20 protein-coding genes are annotated in these 15,174 nt (G+C 61.6%); 11 read left to right on the top strand and 9 right to left on the bottom strand.

Annotated elements, in window-relative coordinates:
• Positions 1–140 precede the first annotated feature (140 nt).
• Both HCF10_RS28450 and HCF10_RS28445 read left to right on the top strand, forming a co-directional pair.
• Positions 141–626: an HIT family protein gene (locus HCF10_RS28450; protein ID WP_167656865.1), complete on the top strand. Its 486-nt coding sequence runs from the start codon at positions 141–143 to the stop codon at positions 624–626.
• 157 nt (positions 627–783) lie between these two features.
• The gene (locus HCF10_RS28445; protein WP_145338469.1) at positions 784–1,605 is read left to right on the top strand and encodes a hypothetical protein; all 822 of its coding nucleotides are present in this window, start codon (positions 784–786) and stop codon (positions 1,603–1,605) included.
• Here HCF10_RS28445 and HCF10_RS28440 read toward each other — a convergent pair.
• Entirely contained in the window at positions 1,562–2,038 is a 477-nt protein-coding gene (locus HCF10_RS28440) for a DUF488 domain-containing protein (RefSeq protein WP_145338468.1), read from the bottom strand. The two genes, HCF10_RS28445 and HCF10_RS28440, sit on opposite strands and share 44 nt — an antisense overlap.
• Positions 2,039–2,188: 150 nt before the next feature.
• Entirely contained in the window at positions 2,189–2,662 is a 474-nt protein-coding gene (locus tag HCF10_RS28435; protein WP_167656864.1) for a GNAT family N-acetyltransferase, read from the bottom strand.
• 402 nt (positions 2,663–3,064) lie between these two features.
• Between HCF10_RS28435 and HCF10_RS28430 the strand changes: the two genes are divergently transcribed.
• The 3 genes from HCF10_RS28430 (at position 3,065) to HCF10_RS28420 (ending at position 4,582) form a co-directional block, all read left to right on the top strand.
• Positions 3,065–3,358, top strand: coding sequence for a fructose-bisphosphate aldolase (locus HCF10_RS28430; RefSeq protein ID WP_131699920.1), 294 nt, complete (start codon positions 3,065–3,067; stop codon positions 3,356–3,358).
• Positions 3,359–3,646: 288 nt separating this feature from the next.
• Entirely contained in the window at positions 3,647–4,138 is a 492-nt protein-coding gene (locus HCF10_RS28425) for a GNAT family N-acetyltransferase (protein WP_131699919.1), read from the top strand.
• 18 nt (positions 4,139–4,156) lie between these two features.
• Entirely contained in the window at positions 4,157–4,582 is a 426-nt protein-coding gene (locus HCF10_RS28420) for a GNAT family N-acetyltransferase (protein ID WP_167656863.1), read from the top strand.
• Between the two features lie 59 nt (positions 4,583–4,641).
• Here the strand turns inward: HCF10_RS28420 and HCF10_RS28415 are convergent, their stop codons facing one another.
• The gene (locus tag HCF10_RS28415; RefSeq protein WP_167656862.1) at positions 4,642–5,847 is read right to left on the bottom strand and encodes a TPM domain-containing protein; all 1,206 of its coding nucleotides are present in this window, start codon (positions 5,845–5,847) and stop codon (positions 4,642–4,644) included.
• A gap of 128 nt (positions 5,848–5,975) precedes the next feature.
• On the opposite strand from HCF10_RS28415, the gene HCF10_RS28410 reads away from it, so the two are divergent.
• A complete protein-coding gene (locus HCF10_RS28410; protein WP_145338464.1) occupies positions 5,976–6,791 on the top strand; it encodes an alpha/beta fold hydrolase in 816 nt (271 codons plus the stop codon).
• The gene (locus tag HCF10_RS28405; protein ID WP_167656861.1) at positions 6,781–7,923 is read left to right on the top strand and encodes an ATP-binding protein; all 1,143 of its coding nucleotides are present in this window, start codon (positions 6,781–6,783) and stop codon (positions 7,921–7,923) included. Before HCF10_RS28410 ends, HCF10_RS28405 begins: the two co-directional genes overlap by 11 nt.
• On the opposite strand, the gene dapF is transcribed toward HCF10_RS28405, so the two are convergent.
• The gene (gene dapF / locus HCF10_RS28400; protein ID WP_167656860.1) at positions 7,911–8,714 is read right to left on the bottom strand and encodes a diaminopimelate epimerase; all 804 of its coding nucleotides are present in this window, start codon (positions 8,712–8,714) and stop codon (positions 7,911–7,913) included. The genes HCF10_RS28405 and dapF overlap by 13 nt on opposite strands.
• Before the next feature lie 74 nt (positions 8,715–8,788).
• Between dapF and HCF10_RS28395 the strand changes: the two genes are divergently transcribed.
• Entirely contained in the window at positions 8,789–9,292 is a 504-nt protein-coding gene (locus HCF10_RS28395; protein ID WP_145338461.1) for an AAA family ATPase, read from the top strand.
• Here HCF10_RS28395 and HCF10_RS28390 read toward each other — a convergent pair.
• Positions 9,289–10,890 carry a L,D-transpeptidase family protein gene (locus HCF10_RS28390; protein WP_167656859.1) on the bottom strand — a complete coding sequence of 534 codons (1,602 nt, stop codon included), beginning with the start codon at positions 10,888–10,890 and terminating at the stop codon, positions 9,289–9,291. The genes HCF10_RS28395 and HCF10_RS28390 overlap by 4 nt on opposite strands.
• Before the next feature lie 40 nt (positions 10,891–10,930).
• Here HCF10_RS28390 and HCF10_RS28385 point away from each other — a divergent pair, with 40 nt between their 5' ends.
• Both HCF10_RS28385 and HCF10_RS28380 read left to right on the top strand, forming a co-directional pair.
• Entirely contained in the window at positions 10,931–11,644 is a 714-nt protein-coding gene (locus tag HCF10_RS28385) for a murein L,D-transpeptidase catalytic domain family protein (RefSeq protein WP_131699911.1), read from the top strand.
• A 30-nt stretch (positions 11,645–11,674) separates the two neighbouring features.
• Positions 11,675–12,421, top strand: a complete 747-nt coding sequence (locus HCF10_RS28380; protein ID WP_131699910.1) for a creatininase family protein — start codon at positions 11,675–11,677, stop codon at positions 12,419–12,421.
• Positions 12,422–12,471: 50 nt separating this feature from the next.
• On the opposite strand, the gene HCF10_RS28375 is transcribed toward HCF10_RS28380, so the two are convergent.
• Both HCF10_RS28375 and HCF10_RS28370 read right to left on the bottom strand, forming a co-directional pair.
• Positions 12,472–12,804: a hypothetical protein gene (locus HCF10_RS28375; protein ID WP_145338459.1), complete on the bottom strand. Its 333-nt coding sequence runs from the start codon at positions 12,802–12,804 to the stop codon at positions 12,472–12,474.
• A gap of 34 nt (positions 12,805–12,838) precedes the next feature.
• Positions 12,839–13,483 (bottom strand): ATPase, encoded by a 645-nt coding sequence (locus HCF10_RS28370; RefSeq protein ID WP_167656858.1) that lies wholly within the window; start codon positions 13,481–13,483, stop codon positions 12,839–12,841.
• A gap of 130 nt (positions 13,484–13,613) precedes the next feature.
• Here HCF10_RS28370 and HCF10_RS28365 point away from each other — a divergent pair, with 130 nt between their 5' ends.
• Positions 13,614–13,886: a hypothetical protein gene (locus HCF10_RS28365; protein ID WP_131699907.1), complete on the top strand. Its 273-nt coding sequence runs from the start codon at positions 13,614–13,616 to the stop codon at positions 13,884–13,886.
• On the opposite strand, the gene yfcF is transcribed toward HCF10_RS28365, so the two are convergent.
• Together yfcF and HCF10_RS28355 are read right to left on the bottom strand one after the other, a co-directional pair.
• Positions 13,861–14,493, bottom strand: a complete 633-nt coding sequence (gene yfcF, locus HCF10_RS28360) for a glutathione transferase (protein ID WP_131699906.1) — start codon at positions 14,491–14,493, stop codon at positions 13,861–13,863. The genes HCF10_RS28365 and yfcF overlap by 26 nt on opposite strands.
• 96 nt (positions 14,494–14,589) lie before the next feature.
• A complete protein-coding gene (locus HCF10_RS28355) occupies positions 14,590–15,126 on the bottom strand; it encodes a DUF924 family protein (protein WP_131699905.1) in 537 nt (178 codons plus the stop codon).
• Positions 15,127–15,174: the final 48 nt, after the last annotated feature.

The raw sequence follows: 15,174 nt of genomic DNA, 5'->3' as shown, positions 1-15,174 counted from the left end.
GGTGTGCTCGGTCGTCAGTTAACGTGGCCTGAGGCTATCCACCCGACAACGTGCGCGATAGACACAGATCCCGTGGTTTTGTGGGATACAGGCGAGCGTGCTTGTTATCCTGCCCACCCTGCTCCCAAGGACGCGTGCTGATGCAGATCGACCCCGCCTACATCCTGTTTGAGACCGAGCACTGGCTGCTCAACCATCACCTGGCTTCGAAGCTGCCGGGTTACCTGATGCTGGGCGCCAAGGCGCCGATTGATTCCCTCGCCGATATGCCGGAGGCAGCGTTAGCCGAATTGGGTGGACTGCTGGCAAAAACCCAGCGCGCCATGGAAGCGCAACTCAAGCCCAAGTGGTTGTATATCAGCCGCTATGGGCATATGCCGGGGTTCCCGCTGCACTTTCATTTCATCCCGGTGTATGACTGGGTGGAGGAAGCATTCTGGCGGGATGAGCGTTATCGGCGGTTGCAGGATTTGGGTTCGCAGGACCTGGCAAAAACGCTCACCGATGGCGCGGAACTGACGCTGTTTGTGTGGCGGGAGTTGGGTGAAAGCCTGATGCCGCCGGTGATCAAAGGGCTGTCGGTTGAGCAGGTGATCGGGAGCTTGCGCGCGCATTTGCGTCACTGATGGAGATCCCCGGCGGGAGCTGACTTATCGGCACGGGTGGCGGTGTAGCATCAGGAATCGAAGTGCTTTGTCATGTGTGCATGCGCCGTTACAAGTCTGTCTGGCAGCTTTCCGATGCCTGGATACAGTTCAGAAAAGACTTCTGGATATGGCCCCCATGAAACGCAAAGTTCGAATCTTGATCCTGTGCAAAACCTACCCTTCCCCGAGCGCAAAATATGCCGAAACATCCTGCGTTGCGGGGATGGATGAGGACGGCAATCTCATACGGTTGTATCCCGTACCGTTTCGCTTGGTGACCAGTGATCAGCAGTTTGCCAAGTGGCAATGGATCGAAGCCTCTATAGAACGCAGCCCGGCGGACCGCAGACCAGAAAGCCATAAGATCGGCGTGGACAGTATTTGTGTGGGCAGGACCCTGCCCGCAGGCGATTGGTACGAAAGACGAGTATTGCTGGACAGACTGATGGTTTATGAAAATTTTGACGCACTGGAAAAGGCCAGGATTGAGCATAACGTCCCGCTAGGCCTGATCAGGCCGGCACGCATCGCAGCATTACGCATCCAGAAATCAGCCTCTACAGAATGGACCCCAGAGGAAATTGACAAGCTGCAATCGATGCAACGCCAACCCAGCCTGTTTGAAGAGCAGGAACACGCCAGCATCAAGCGCCTGGAGAAAGTGCCCTTCGACTTTCATTACGTTTATGAGTGTTTGGTCGACGGTGAACTGAAAACCCATATCCACAAAATTGTCGACTGGGAAGCCAGTCAACTCTTCAGAAACGTGTATCGCAAACACGGCGCAAAAGGTTGGGAGGCCCCCTTTCGGCACAAGCTGGAAACCGATCTACCCGACAAAGACCTCATGCTGTTGATGGGCACGATCCATCGTTTTCCCAAACAGTGGCTGATCGTAAGCTTGATCTATCCGCCTAAGCGACAGAACGAAGACGATCAACAAATAGCGTTGTTTTGACCGACAGATGCTGAGCTTCCAGCGACGGCTCCACTTCCTGCGCGGCTTCGGCAATCAAACTGCGATGGCAAAAACTTGCGTCCGCCTCATAGCAGACCATGCAGACCCGCTGTTCAGCCGCACTGCAAAGCAGCTCGCTCAACACCGTGCCTTGGGTGCGGATATAAGCCCTGAACTCACGCGCATAGGTGGCCCAATTACCGTCTTCCTTGAATTGCCTGCGTATGGGCTTCGGGCAGCCGAGCGGCCGGATGTGCTCATAGGCGATCCCCTCCGCAGCCAGGCATTGGGCAAAGGCATTTTTGGAGAAGCCTTTTTTTCGCGACAGCGGGTATTCACGCACATCCAGCACCTTGTCGATCCCAGCCTGCTTGAGTCGCGCGATGAATGCGTCGATAGACAGTCCTTCGTAGCCTGCAGTGTAGAGGTTCATGCGGAGTCTCCTGGGGCCTCCCGGCGCGATCAAAAGGTAAAAAAGCGCCGGGACTATAACATCGCCGGTTATTGACCAGACTTTGAGGGTGACGGGCGGAGCAGATTATTGCGTAACAAGCAAATAGCGCTTTTTGGCCAGTACACCGTTTCAACCAATCTGCTTTTTCATCGGAATGCACGCCAACTGCAACCCCGACGGCGAGTGGTAAATCGCCTGCTCATCCCCCACGTAGCCACACGCGCGATAAAAACTCGCGGCATTCAACGTCGCGTCCAGCACCACCTCTTCAATCGCCAGTTCCCGTGCGACCTGCTCAAGGTGATCCAGCATCGCCTTGCCATGCCCGCGTCCGGTGAATGCGGGCAACACGAACAGCGCGCCGACTTCGTGGTTGGCCGGGTCAAACATGCCGGTGGCGATCGGCTCACCGTTCAGCCAGCCCAGGTAGAACGGTTTTTCCATCAGCGCGCTGTAGCCGTCCTCGGCCTTGCCACGGGTCCAGAGCGCCATGTGTTCGGCGGCGTAGGCGCCGATGCATTGGCTGCGGATGGCTGCGCGGCGGATGTCAAAAGCGGCGTTGGCGTCGGTGGGGGTGGGGGTGGCGCGTTTTATTTCCAGCATGGGGTCCTTCCTTCATGGGTTTTCATTGCCCGCCGGGGTGAATGAATAACGGAGGTGAGGGCGTTTGCTCCCGCTTTGGCAGTTTAATCTTATCAATCCCTTAGGCCGATGCAGTCGTTCTGCCAGTCGGTTGCACCTCGGCTGACGGCACTTTATAGTTCGCCCCGTCGCCGGCTTTGGCCAGCGACAGGGTTTCGCAGCCCTCACAATTATTACCAGTACCGTCAAACCCGACGCAGCCGATTCACGGCTGCCTCTCGTTTTATGGCGGTTGTGCGTGGGAGACCTTCGGGTCTGCCGGGTTCTGGTAATAATCCCCGGTCTGCGAACCCGCGCACAGCTGCCACCCCCTTTGTTTCGCAGCAAAACGGTGGCAATTATTCTTTCTTGAGGATTATTACCATGACAACTCAACACCCGCCCCGCCGCTTCACCCCCATGTCCCAAACCGCAACCGACTACCCCGTGCTGCTGATCGACAGCGACGCCCCACTCAGCGAGCTGCATGCCTGCGCCAGTGAGCGTCTCAACGCCGCCCTCGCCTATCTGCACCTGATGGCCTGTTCCAACGTGTCCGACTATGCCGAGCACGACATCAACACCGTCGCCAATACCGCCCGGATCATGGTCCAGGATGTGGCGGATGTGTTTACGGTGATCGAGCGGCGAGGGTTTGATTCGCCTGCGGTGAGTTGATGTGACTTGAGCGGTGAGGAAGCCCGCTTTGGCGGGTTCCACACTGCCTCTTGACCTCGATGGCCCTGACCAACATGCATCGGAAACAGCACCCACCACCAAGCCTGGCGCGGACAAAACTGTGGGAGGGGGCTTGCCCCCGATAGCGGTGGGTCAGTTATAAATGGGTTGACTGACACGCCGCCATCGGGGGCAAGCCCCCTCCCACAATTTCGATCTGTGTTCTGCGCAGAGTCCCAGCGAGGCCGTTATGATGTGGCCTTTCGCTCAACGCCCCAGGAAACGCCCATGCCCGCCCTCACCTTACGCAACGCCCTCCCCGCCGACGCTGCCCGTTGCTACGCGATTGAAATCACCGCCTACGAGGGCGACGAAGCCGCGACCCTGGAAAAGATCGCCACCCGCATTGCGCTATACCCGCAAGGCTTTTTGATCCTGGAGGCCGAGGGCGAGGTGGTGGGTTTTATCAACGGCGGCTGCGCCCATGAAGTGGTGATGTCGGACGAGGCGTTCAAGGAACTGGTGGGGCATTCGGCCGAGGCGCCGAATGTGGTGATCATGTCGGTGGTGGTCGACCCGGCGCATCAGGGCAAGGGGTATTCCAAGGTGTTGATGACCGAGTTCGTGCAGCGCATGCGCGCGATGGACAAGCGCACGATTCACCTGATGTGCAAGGAACAGCATGTGCCGTTGTACACCCGCATGGGCTACACCTATGTGCGCCCTTCACCCTCGGATCATGGCGGCATGGCGTGGCATGAGATGGTGATGACGCTTTAACCACCGGAGGGTTTCGCGATGACCGCAGCGCTTATAGAAATCAGCGACCAACCCAACCCCGACGCCGAGCGCATTCTCGGCAACGGCCTCGCGGCGTTCAACGAAGGTATTGCCGGCTACAACGACCGCCTGCCACTGACGGTATTGATCAAAGACCCCGACACCCGGCAGATCGTCGGCGGCATTACCGGCAAAACCACCTTGGGTATGGCCTTTCTCGACCTGTTCCATCTGCCCGAAACCCTGCGCGGCACGGGCCTCGGCAGCCGGTTGCTGAACGCCTTTGAGCACGAAGCCCGGCGGCGCGGCTGCGCGAACGCGGTGCTCTACACCCTCAGTTTTCAGGCCCCGGGGTTTTATGAAAAGCATGGTTGGGTGCGGTTCGGGGAGGTCCCTTGTGAACCGGCAGGCAGCAGTCGCGTGTTTCTGTCCAAGCGGCTGTAACGTTCCGGGCTTTGCCAGACAGCCGTTTGCAGCCTGGCGTCACGCAGAACAAGCTCCGATTACCAACTCCCCGACGCCCCGCCACCGCCACTGGAACCACCGCCCCCCGAGGAACTGCTGCTGGAGCTGGAGCCACTGGAACCCGAACCGGAGCCACCGCCCGAACCGGACCCCGAGCCGGAACTGGCAATGCTCTGCACAAACACGATAAACGCCACAAAGGAGGCCACTGGAATCGCCACGATCCAGCCCTGATACCCGTGCCCCAACAGTGTCCCCGCAGCGACGTAGATGGCCATGACTGCCAGCGCACGCAGGAGGAAAAAGCGCGGGCTCTTTTTCCAGGATGCCCTGATGACGAAGAACAACCCGAGGCACAAGCCCAGCACCAACGCCGCGCCAAACGGCCACACCAGCCAATGGATATAACTGACCTCCACGAACCGGTTGGCGATCACCACCCCGACGATATAGGCCAACAGCCCTATCACGCAGTAGAACGCCGTGCGCGCCAGCCACAAGGCGCCGAAGGTGGCGCCACCGATCAGAAGGGTCAAGGGCAGTACCAGCAGGTACATCGGCCATTCCCGGCCGCCGGCGAATGCCACCAGCGCCACGGTAACGGCTGCCGTGGCGATCAGCGCCCCCCGCCAGCCCAGCTTGCGCGCCGCGACCAGCACGCCGCCGACGGCACCGCACACAAACGCCAGCAACACCGCAAGCGCCTCAAGACTGCCGCCGTGCCCGGCCACTTGCGGCAAGTCACCGCCATCCACCAGGACAACCAGGTCGTTCACGCCCTGCTCGACACCGCCGGCATAGTCGCCCTGGCGAAACGCCGGGGTGATGTGCTCTTCGATAATCCGATGGGCCAGCAGGTCGGTCACCGTGCCCTCCAGGCCATAGCCCACCTCGATGCGCACTTTGCGGTCGTCCTTGGCCACCACCAGCAGGATGCCGTCGTTGATGTCCTTGCGTCCCAGTTTCCAGGCGCGGAACAGTTGGTTGGCGTAGTCCTCGATGCTCGCGCCACCGGTGGTGGGCACCAGCAACACGCCAACCTGCGCGCCTTTGCGCTGTTCGAGGGCGGCGAGTTGGTCTTTCAGGCGGGTGGTGGTGTCGGCGTCGAGGGTATTGGTGAGGTCGATCACCCGCTGGTCGAGGGCCACGCCGATGGGCGACGTGTCGGCCTGGGCGGTGATAAACAGGCCGGTGGACATCAATACCAGCAGACTCAAGACGGATTGCCGCAACCACCGCATCATGTTTGTTACCTGAAGTTTCTTCCTGAAGGCGCCGACTTTACCCTATCAGCGCTATAAGGCGTGACCCAAAGCCATCGACTATCTAAACTGCAGCACACCTAGCAATACGCCATAATTTCGAGATCCCCATGGGCCTACTCCAGCGCAACAACGTCAACGTGATGGGTGACGGGCACTCAACCCTGGTGTTTTCCCATGGTTTTGGCTGCAACCAGGCCATGTGGAACTACCTCGCGCCGCAGTTCAAAGAGCGTTTTCGCGTGGTGCTGTATGACCTGACGGGCGCCGGTCTCTCCGACCTCAACGCCTTTGACAAGGCCAAGTACAGCACGCTGGACGGCTATGCCCGCGACTTGAACGAGATCATCGATGCCTTTGCCGAGGGCCCGGTGATCCTGGTGGGGCACTCGGTCAGTGCGATGATCGGCACCCTCGCCGACCGCCTGGCCCCCGGCCGTGTCGCCGCCCACGTGATGATCGGCCCCTCGCCTCGCTATATCGATGCCGACGGCTACGTGGGCGGTTTCAAGCGCGCCGACATCGACGACCTGCTCGACACCCTCGACAGCAACTACCTCGGCTGGTCCAGCGCCATGGCCCCGGTGATCATGGGCGCCCCCGGCCAACCGGCGCTGAGCGACGAGTTGACCGAGAGTTTCTGCCGCACCGAGCCGGACATCGCCAAGCAGTTCGCGCGAGTGACCTTTATGTCGGACAACCGCCAGGACGTGATCGGCCTGCCCACCCCGGTGCTGATCCTGCAATCGAGTGACGACCTGATCGCCCCGGTGGCCGTGGGTGAATACCTGCACAGCGTGCTGCCCAACAGCACCTATTGCCTGGTGGACAACGTCGGCCATTGCCCGCACATGAGCGCGCCGCAGGCCTGCGCGGCGGCCATGGATGCCTTCCTGGTGCCGTGGATGGCAGCGCGTGCCGGCTGATCTGTTCGACAGCGCCGCCTGCGCCCTGGCCGTCACCACGGAAGATGGCACGATCCAGCAGGCCAACGCGCGCTTCAGCGACTGGCTGGGGTTCAGCCTCGCCGATCTGCAAGGCCGGCGCTTCCAGGACCTGCTGAGCATGGGCGGGAAGATCTTCCACCAGACCCACCTGGCGCCGATGCTGCGCATGCACGGCAGCGTCACCGAGGTAAAGCTGGACCTGCTGCACCGCGATGGGCACAAGCTGACCGTGCTGCTCAACGGCAACAAACGTGAACAGGCCGGCGTCGTGGTGTACGACCTGGCGCTGTTCGGCACCACCGACCGCGACAAGTACGAGCGCGAGTTGCTCAACGCACGCAACCTGGCCGAAGCGCTGTTGCAGGAAAAAACCGCCACCGAAGTCGCGCTGCAACAAGCCCAGGCCGAACTGAACGAGGCCTACGCCATCGCCCAGCGTCGCGCCCTGTTTGCCGAGCAGATGGTGGCGATTGTCAGCCATGATCTGAAAAACCCGCTCACGGCGATTCGCATGGCCTCGGACTTTCTCAGCCGTGGCGAACGTACGCCCAAGGAGCGCCAACTGCTGGGGCATATCGGCCAGTCCTCCGAGCGCGCGCAACGCATGATCGCCGACCTGCTGGACTTTACCCAGGCACGGGTCGGCCAGGGCATCACCATCAAGGCGGCGCCGCTGGACCTGCATGAGGTGATCCATCGCGCGGTGGACGAACTGCGTGTGGCGTTCCCCAAGGCAACGCTGGTGCATCAAGCACAAGGCAGTGGCGACGCCTGCCTGGATGCCGATCGCGTGCAGCAGATCATCGGCAACCTGGTGGCCAACAGCGTGGCCTATGGTGACCCGCAACGGCCGATCACCATCACCTCGCGCCTGGCTGACAGCGCTTGCGAAGTGGCGGTGCACAACCACGGCACGGCGATTCCGGCAGGTTTGCTGGCCGGGCTGTTCGAGCCCATGACCCGTGGCACCGACCAAGGAAGCGACGTGCGCAGCGTGGGCCTGGGCCTGTATATCGTGCGGGAGTTGGCCAAGGTGCATGGCGGCGATGTGGCGGTGAGTTCCTGTGCCACTGCCGGCACCACCTTTACGGTGACGTTTCAGAGCAGGTAGGCACTGCCCTGCATGATCGGCTCCACGCTGCCCGTCAACACCACACCGCCCTGCCCGTCCCAGCGCACAGTGACCGTACCGCCGTCGCACTCCACCTGCACCGTGGCATCCAGCAAGCCACGGCGGATGCCATTGACCACCGCGCCGCAACAACACGAACCGGAACCCAGCGGCACGCCGCCGCCACGCTCCCAGATGCGCAGGCGGATATGCCCACGGTCGAGCACCTGCACGAAATGCACATTGGTCCTGGCCGGGAACAGCGGGTGAATTTCCAGCGCCGGGCCCACGGCGGCCGGGTCGATGGCGTCGATGTCGGCCACAAAAAACGTGCAATGGGGGTTGCCCATGCTGCACGCCGCCGGGTTGCCCGCCAGCGGTAACGTACACGTATCCATGGCCTCGGCCAGCGGCACGGCCGACCAGTCCAGCGACGGCGCGCCCATGTCCACCGACACCCGCCGCCCCGCCTCGCGCACACAGGTCAGCAGGCCACGGTCAGTGCGCAGCACAACCGAATCGCTGCGGGTTTCATGCATCAAGCGGTCGGCCACTCCACGCGTGGCGCTGCCACAGGTTTGCAGCGGCGTGCCGTTGGGGTTCCAGAACTTGAGGCGCGCGGCGGCGTCTTCGCAGTCGAGCACCACGGCCAGTTGATTGAAGCCAATGCCGGTGTGGCGATTGCCCAGGCGGCGGGCGACCTCGGGGGTGACAGGGTCGTCCAGGCCACGGCGGTCGATGATGATGAAGTCGTCGCCATGAGCGTGCATCTTTGTGAACGGCAAGGTCATGGACTGTCCTGGGGTCGACCGGTGGGGGAACTGGAGGATACCCTGAACCGACCCAACCTTATCGAGAGTCAAGCATGCTTATCGTCTTCAGCGGCCTGCCCGGCACCGGCAAAACCACGATTGCCCGCGAGTTGGCGCGCCAGACCGGTGCGGTTTACCTGCGCATCGATGTGATCGAGCAGGCGATTCGCGACGCGGGCGTATTGACGGGTGATGTCGGTGCCAGCGGTTACGGCGTGGCGAATGCGCTGGCGCTGAGTAACTTGCAGTTGGGCCATAGGGTCGTCGCCGATTGCGTGAACCCGGTGCAGGAAAGTCGGGCAGCCTGGACAGCAATGGCCGCGAAGGCAGAGGTGGCGCTGATCAATATTCAGGTGGTGTGCACAGACTCGCAGGAACACCAGCGCCGGGTGGAAAGCCGTACGGGCGACATTCCCGGGTTGACGCCGCCGACTTGGCAGTCGGTGTCGGCGCACGAGTACGAGCGCTGGGACCCACCCGTGTTGACCCTGGACACGGCCTCCGTGACAGCCACCGAGGCCGTCGCGTTAATCGTCGCCCACACGGCAATGCCCTAGAGGACACTCCCCATCGCCTTCATCAACACCAGGTCGCGCCCATAAATATCCGGCGCATACACCAGGTCACCCTGGCCATCGACCTGCACCGTCCAGTAACCCAACAGCACCGGCACCGGGGTGGCCAGCCGGAATTCATGGGTCACGCCGGTGGCCAGCAGTTCATCGGTGCGCGCGCGTTCGGCCGGGCTGACCAGCAGGTCGCGCAGCAGCAACGGTTGTTCAACCCTGACGCAACCGGAGCTGAACGCCCGTGGGCCTTTGGTGAACAGCGGTTGGCTCGGGGTGTCGTGCAGGTACACCGAGTACGGGTTGGGGAAGCGCATCACGATCTTGCCCAGCGGGTTGCGCGGGCCGGCTTCCTGGCGCAGCAGGATATTGCCGGGGCGCGCCCAGTCGATATTTTCCGGCGCCAGCGGGTTGCCTTCGGCGTCGAGCACTTGCAGGTTTTGCTGGCGCAGGTATTCGGGGTTGAGCCGGATGGCCGGGAGTTTGTCCTCACGCATGATGGTGGGCGGGATGGTCCAGGTGGGGTTGAGGGTCAGCCGGGTGATGCGAGACTTGAGCAGCGGCGTCTGGCGTTCGGCGCGACCCACTTGCAGGCGGGTTTGCCACACGGGGATGCCGCTCTGGTACACGCTCAGTTGCGCGGCGGCGACGTTGACCAGCACGCCTTCGGGCTCCAGGTCCTGGGCCAGCCAGCGGAAACGCTCGAGGTTGATGCGCAGTTGTTCACGGCGCATGGCCGGGCTGATATTGAGTTCGGCCAGTGTGCCGGCGCCGATCACACCGTCCGATTGCAAGGAGTGGCTGAGCTGGAAGGCTTTCACCGCCGTGACCAGTTCCGGACCGTATTGTTTGCCCGCGCCCTTGGGTTCGACGGGCAGGTAGCCACCGCTGTGGAGCCGACGGGCCAGTTCCGGGACGCGCGGGTCTTCCATGCCGGGACGCAATAACGGGCCGCTGCCGACAGGGTCCCAATGGGGCAAGGGTTGCAGACGCACCATGGAATAGGCGTTGCGCAGGCTGCGGTAAAGATCGGCGCTGGGGCGTGCCTGGTCGAAGGCTTGCACCATGTCCTGCAGGCCGACGGCAGCGAGGGCCAGCACTTCGGTGTTGGGGTCACGGGTGGGCGGCTGCGAATGCCACAGCGGTTCGAAGCGCGATTGCTGCAGGCGTCCGTAGTGCAGATCCTGCAGGGCTTGCAGGTAGTGCTGGCTGCTGCCGATGTCGCTGCACAACACGTTGGCCGTGGCATCCGCCGCAGGCAGACTATAGTGGGTGGGGTCCAGGCCGTCGTCGGCGAGCATCAGCAACTGAGTCTGGAGCGCTTGGCGGCGCGTCTCATCCGCCCACAACGGTGCATCGCCTTGTTGCTGATAGAACGCTTGCAGGCGCGCAAGGGCCGGCGCATCGATCTGCGATGCCAGGCCGGGACAGACACTGGGCAACTGCGCCAGGGCTTGTTGCACCGGAGCCAGGTCAAGCGGCGCGGGGGTCGTAACGGGCAACGGCTGCACCGGCAGCGCATCGGCTGTCGCGACCAATGGTGCAACGAGCAAGCAAATGCTCAAGTAACATGCGTGTTTTTTGAACAATGACTTTGCTCCAATCCACAGCGGGGGAGATGTACTGTAGATGCTGACTTTTATGTGTCGCCTCGGTTTGGCCACCGTGGGCCTGGCTTTACTGAGCAATTCTGCGCTCGCCGCCAATGGCAACCCTCCTTCCTTGTATAGCAGCCTGGCGCGGTCGGCTCCAGAACTCAATCCCGCTGTACTGAAAAGCGCCCTGAACGCCGTGCAATGCGCGGTCAATAATGGCGAAGAACGCTCCGAGCGCCTGGCCGTGATTGACTACTCCCAGCCTTCGACCGCCCGTCGGCTGTGGATCTTCGACCTCCGCAAGAAAACCCTGGTGCTGCGCGACCTGGTGGCCCACGGTGCCAAATCCGGGGAAAACTTCGCCACCCAGTTCTCCAACCTCGAAGGCAGCCACCAATCCAGCCTGGGCCTGTTCCGCACCCAGGAAAGCTACTTGGGCACCCATGGCTATTCGCTGCGCATGGACGGCCTGGAACCGGGATTCAACGACCAGGCCCGCGACCGCGCCATCGTGATTCACGCCGCCGACTACGTCAGCCCCTTGTGGAGCAAGCGCGAAGGCCGCATCGGCCGCAGCCAGGGTTGCCCGGCCGTGCGTCCACAGGTGGCGCGCCAGGTGGTGGACAAGCTCAAGGACGGGCAGTTCATGTTTTCGTGGTACCCCGACCAACGCTGGTTGAAGTCCTCGACGTACCTCAATTGCAAACCCCAACAGGTGGCGAGTAGTCGTACAATCCGTGGCGGTTAGCCTGTCCCCACAGATAAAAGAGAGCTTCGCATGCTTCTACATCAATCGACCTGGATCGAGATCGGGCAGTTCCTGGAACGCAGCCGCACGGTGGTGATCCCCATCGGCTCCAACGAACAACACGGCCCCACCGGCCTGCTGGGCACCGACTGGATGTGCCCGGAAATCATCGCCCATGAGGCGCAAAAGCACGCCGACATCCTCATCGGCCCGACCTTCAATATCGGCATGGCCCAGCACCACCTGGGCTTCCCCGGCACCATTTCCCTGCGCCCTTCCACCTTTATCGCTGCGATTGGCGACTGGGTGCGCTCGCTGGCCGGGCATGGTTTCGACAAGATCCTGTTTCTGAACGGTCACGGTGGCAATATCGCCACGATTGAAGCGGCGTTTTCCGAGCTGTACGCCGAGGCGAGCTTCGGCCGTCGCCCTGCCGGGTTTGCGTTGAAGCTGGTGAACTGGTGGGACCTGGAAGGCGTCACTGACCTGGCGCACCGCCAATTCCCGGTGGGCCATGGCAGCCATGCGACGCCTTCGGAGATCGCAGTGACGCAGTGGGCGTACCCGGACGCGATCAAGTCGGCCGACTACTCCCCGCAAATCGCCAACACCGGGCCGATCCGTGAAGCCCTGGACTTCCGCGCACGCTTCCCAGACGGGCGCATGGGCTCGGACCCGGCGCTGGCGACGGTGGAGAAAGGTGGGGAGTTGGTGGCGCTGGCGGCTCAAGGGCTGGTCAAAACCGTCAACAACTTCAGCAACGAAGCCAGACCTTAGGCCTTATGCAGATCCAAATGTGGGAGGGGGCTTGCTCCCTCCCACATTGGTTATCTGCAGTCCTGCGCAACCTGTTCAAGCCGCGACGGCGTGATGGTCGACGCCAGCGGTTTGCGCTCATACAAAAACACTTTGCCGCCGTCCCCTGCCTTATAAACTTCCAGCACGTCATCGGCAGCAATTTTGCTGGTCAACACCACCCTGGCGTGGCGCGAGTTCTGCGTCACGGTCGAGGTGATCCCGTGTTTTTCCAGCTTGGGGAGCACGCATTGCACATAGGCTTCGGGGCTCTTGCTGGTTTGCAGGATCAGGGTCGGCTTGTTAGGAGCAGAAACACAACCGGCCAGCAACGAGGCAGCGACCGGTACGAAAAAAGAGCGCATGAAAAAATCCTGAGTCTAAAAATAAAGGTTCACATCAACCCGCGCGAACCAGCGCCTTGAGCGAGGCATCGAACTGCTTCAACGCATCGAGCTGCACATCCCGCTGCTGCTCGATCCGCGCGGCAATTTCCGGTGCGGCCTTGTCGTGCACCCACACCGAGGGCACCTGCCTGTGCACCGAGCCTTCGGCCTTGGCGATGTATTGCAGGTCCGCGTCATAGAACCGCGCGATAAAGCGCGCCTCGACCTGATCGTTGCGCGGGGTCAGCAGTTGGTTATGGGTATCGAGCATCACCACCACGTCGGGGCGAGCCTGCACCAGGGCATCCAGGTTGTCGTAGACCGTCACCGACAAAAAGGTTCCGTGCAGCGAGCTCATCAACCAATCAATCGCCAGTTCCGGGTCGGAACTGTTGACGAACGCCTCGCGGATACGCCCGTCAAGGGCATCCCTGGCGCCATTCAAGGCCATGTCGTGGTAGCGTTCAAGGTAGCTGAGGTTGTCGCGGGTGTTATCGCTTAACAACACGCCCACCGATTGCGCACGCTGAAGGGAGTCTACGCTACCGACGATAGGTAGCAAATGGCCTGTATGCAGTTCACCGGCGATGGCCGCATTATTCACCAGCACGGTGCCGAGCATCAGAATCATTAAACCAAGCTGAATAATCGTCCTCATCACGCATTTCCTTGAACAGCGTTTCGATGAAGCAATTTTGCGCTTTCCCTGCAAAAACAGAACTTGCAATGCGTGATGGTGACTATTATCTGAAGCGATAGTGTCGCGATAAAATTTATAAGGAGCCGCCATGAAGCCCCACCAGAAAACCTTCGACCGTATTCGCGAAGCTGTCTTGCCGGAGTTTCGCGAGCGAGTCGCCGATTACCTGGCCGACTATGAATACGTGCTGCAGAATCCGGGCGCCGACCCAGACCAGGCCTATGCCAGTGCCCAACAATTGCGCGGCTACCTGCGCGGCTTGAACACCACGCGAGTGCTGGGCATGGCCGATTGGGAAGACCTGGACCGGCGCGTCATGCAAATGACTGCAAACGCTACAGCGCAGGACGTCGCAGGTTGACCCATTCCTGCACAGACGGCCGGCACCACTGGCGTTCTGCATAGGCCACTAGCTCGGTGGGTACGCTGTCACCGTTGAGGATCAGGCGATTGAGCATCACCGCCAGGTCCACATCAGCAATGCACCACTCACCGAACAGGTACGAAGGGTTGCCCGCCAACAGCGCCTGTGCCGCACTGATCAAGCGCCGGGCTGCCCCTTGGGCGTCGGCTGACAACGGCGGCATTTTCTGCCCATAAAACACCACCAGGGTCGAACGCTCCTGGCGAATCGGCAGCAAGTCACTGCGCAGCCACGCCTGTACCTGTCGCGCCCTCGCCCGCTGTTTTGGATCGGCCGGGTACACGGCTGTCTCGGGGTAGGCCTGATCCAGGTATTCGGTAATCGCGGAGGATTCCGACAAGGCAAAATCGCCTTCCACCAGGGTCGGCACCCGCTGGGTCACGGACAACCGGGCAAAATCGGCCGTCTGGTTTTGCGCGGCATCCAGGTCCAGGGTGACCAGGTCGAAGGCCAGGCCTTTTTCCCGCAGGGTAACGAACACCGACATCGCGTACGGGCTGGTGTAGAGCGAATCAACGTAGAGGCGTAACGGGGGCTGGTTCATGGCGGGGCTCCTTGGGTGAAGCCCTACGCTACGAGATGTGCGGCGGGAAAGACAATGCGCTGTTTTTATGGGGGCATTCCTGGACGGAATAGCGGGTTAACCGGCAAACCCGCCCTTGTCCAGAAAGGCGCGTTCTTCATCCGTGGTGACCCTGGCTAGCACCGCATTACGATGGGGGAAACGCCCGAAGCGCTCGATGATCTGCGCGTGTTCCTTGGCCCAGCGGTAAGTGTTGGCGTCCAGCTGCTGGTTGAGGATCAGGGAGCGTTGCTGGTCCCTTGGGTCTTCCGAGTGTTCGAACGGCAAATAACAGAACGCGCGCAATGCCGGCTCAACCTGCTGGTCGAGCCCGGCGTCCACCATGCGCTGGGCATACAGGCGTGCCAGCGGGTCGGTGGCGAACATGTGCGCCGTGCCGCGAAAGGCATTGCGTGGGTATTGGTCGAGCAGGACCAGCAAGGCCAAGGCGCCTTCGGCTGAATCCAGCCAGCTTTCCAGCTCGCGCCGGGCGGCTTGCAGGTGGGTGGCGTGGAAGGTCTCGCGGAAGGTGGCGTCGAAGGCATCGTCCTTGGCGAACCAGCGTTTGGGGCCGGCACTTTTCCAGAAGTCGATAACGGTCTGTGGCGTGTTCATTTTATTCTCCTGTAGGCGCGAGCACGCTCGCGCCTACAGTGGACCGTG

This window comes from Pseudomonas sp. B14(2022), assembly GCF_012030485.1.
Lineage (GTDB): Bacteria > Pseudomonadota > Gammaproteobacteria > Pseudomonadales > Pseudomonadaceae > Aquipseudomonas.
This window is presented reverse-complemented; position numbering and strand designations above follow the sequence as displayed.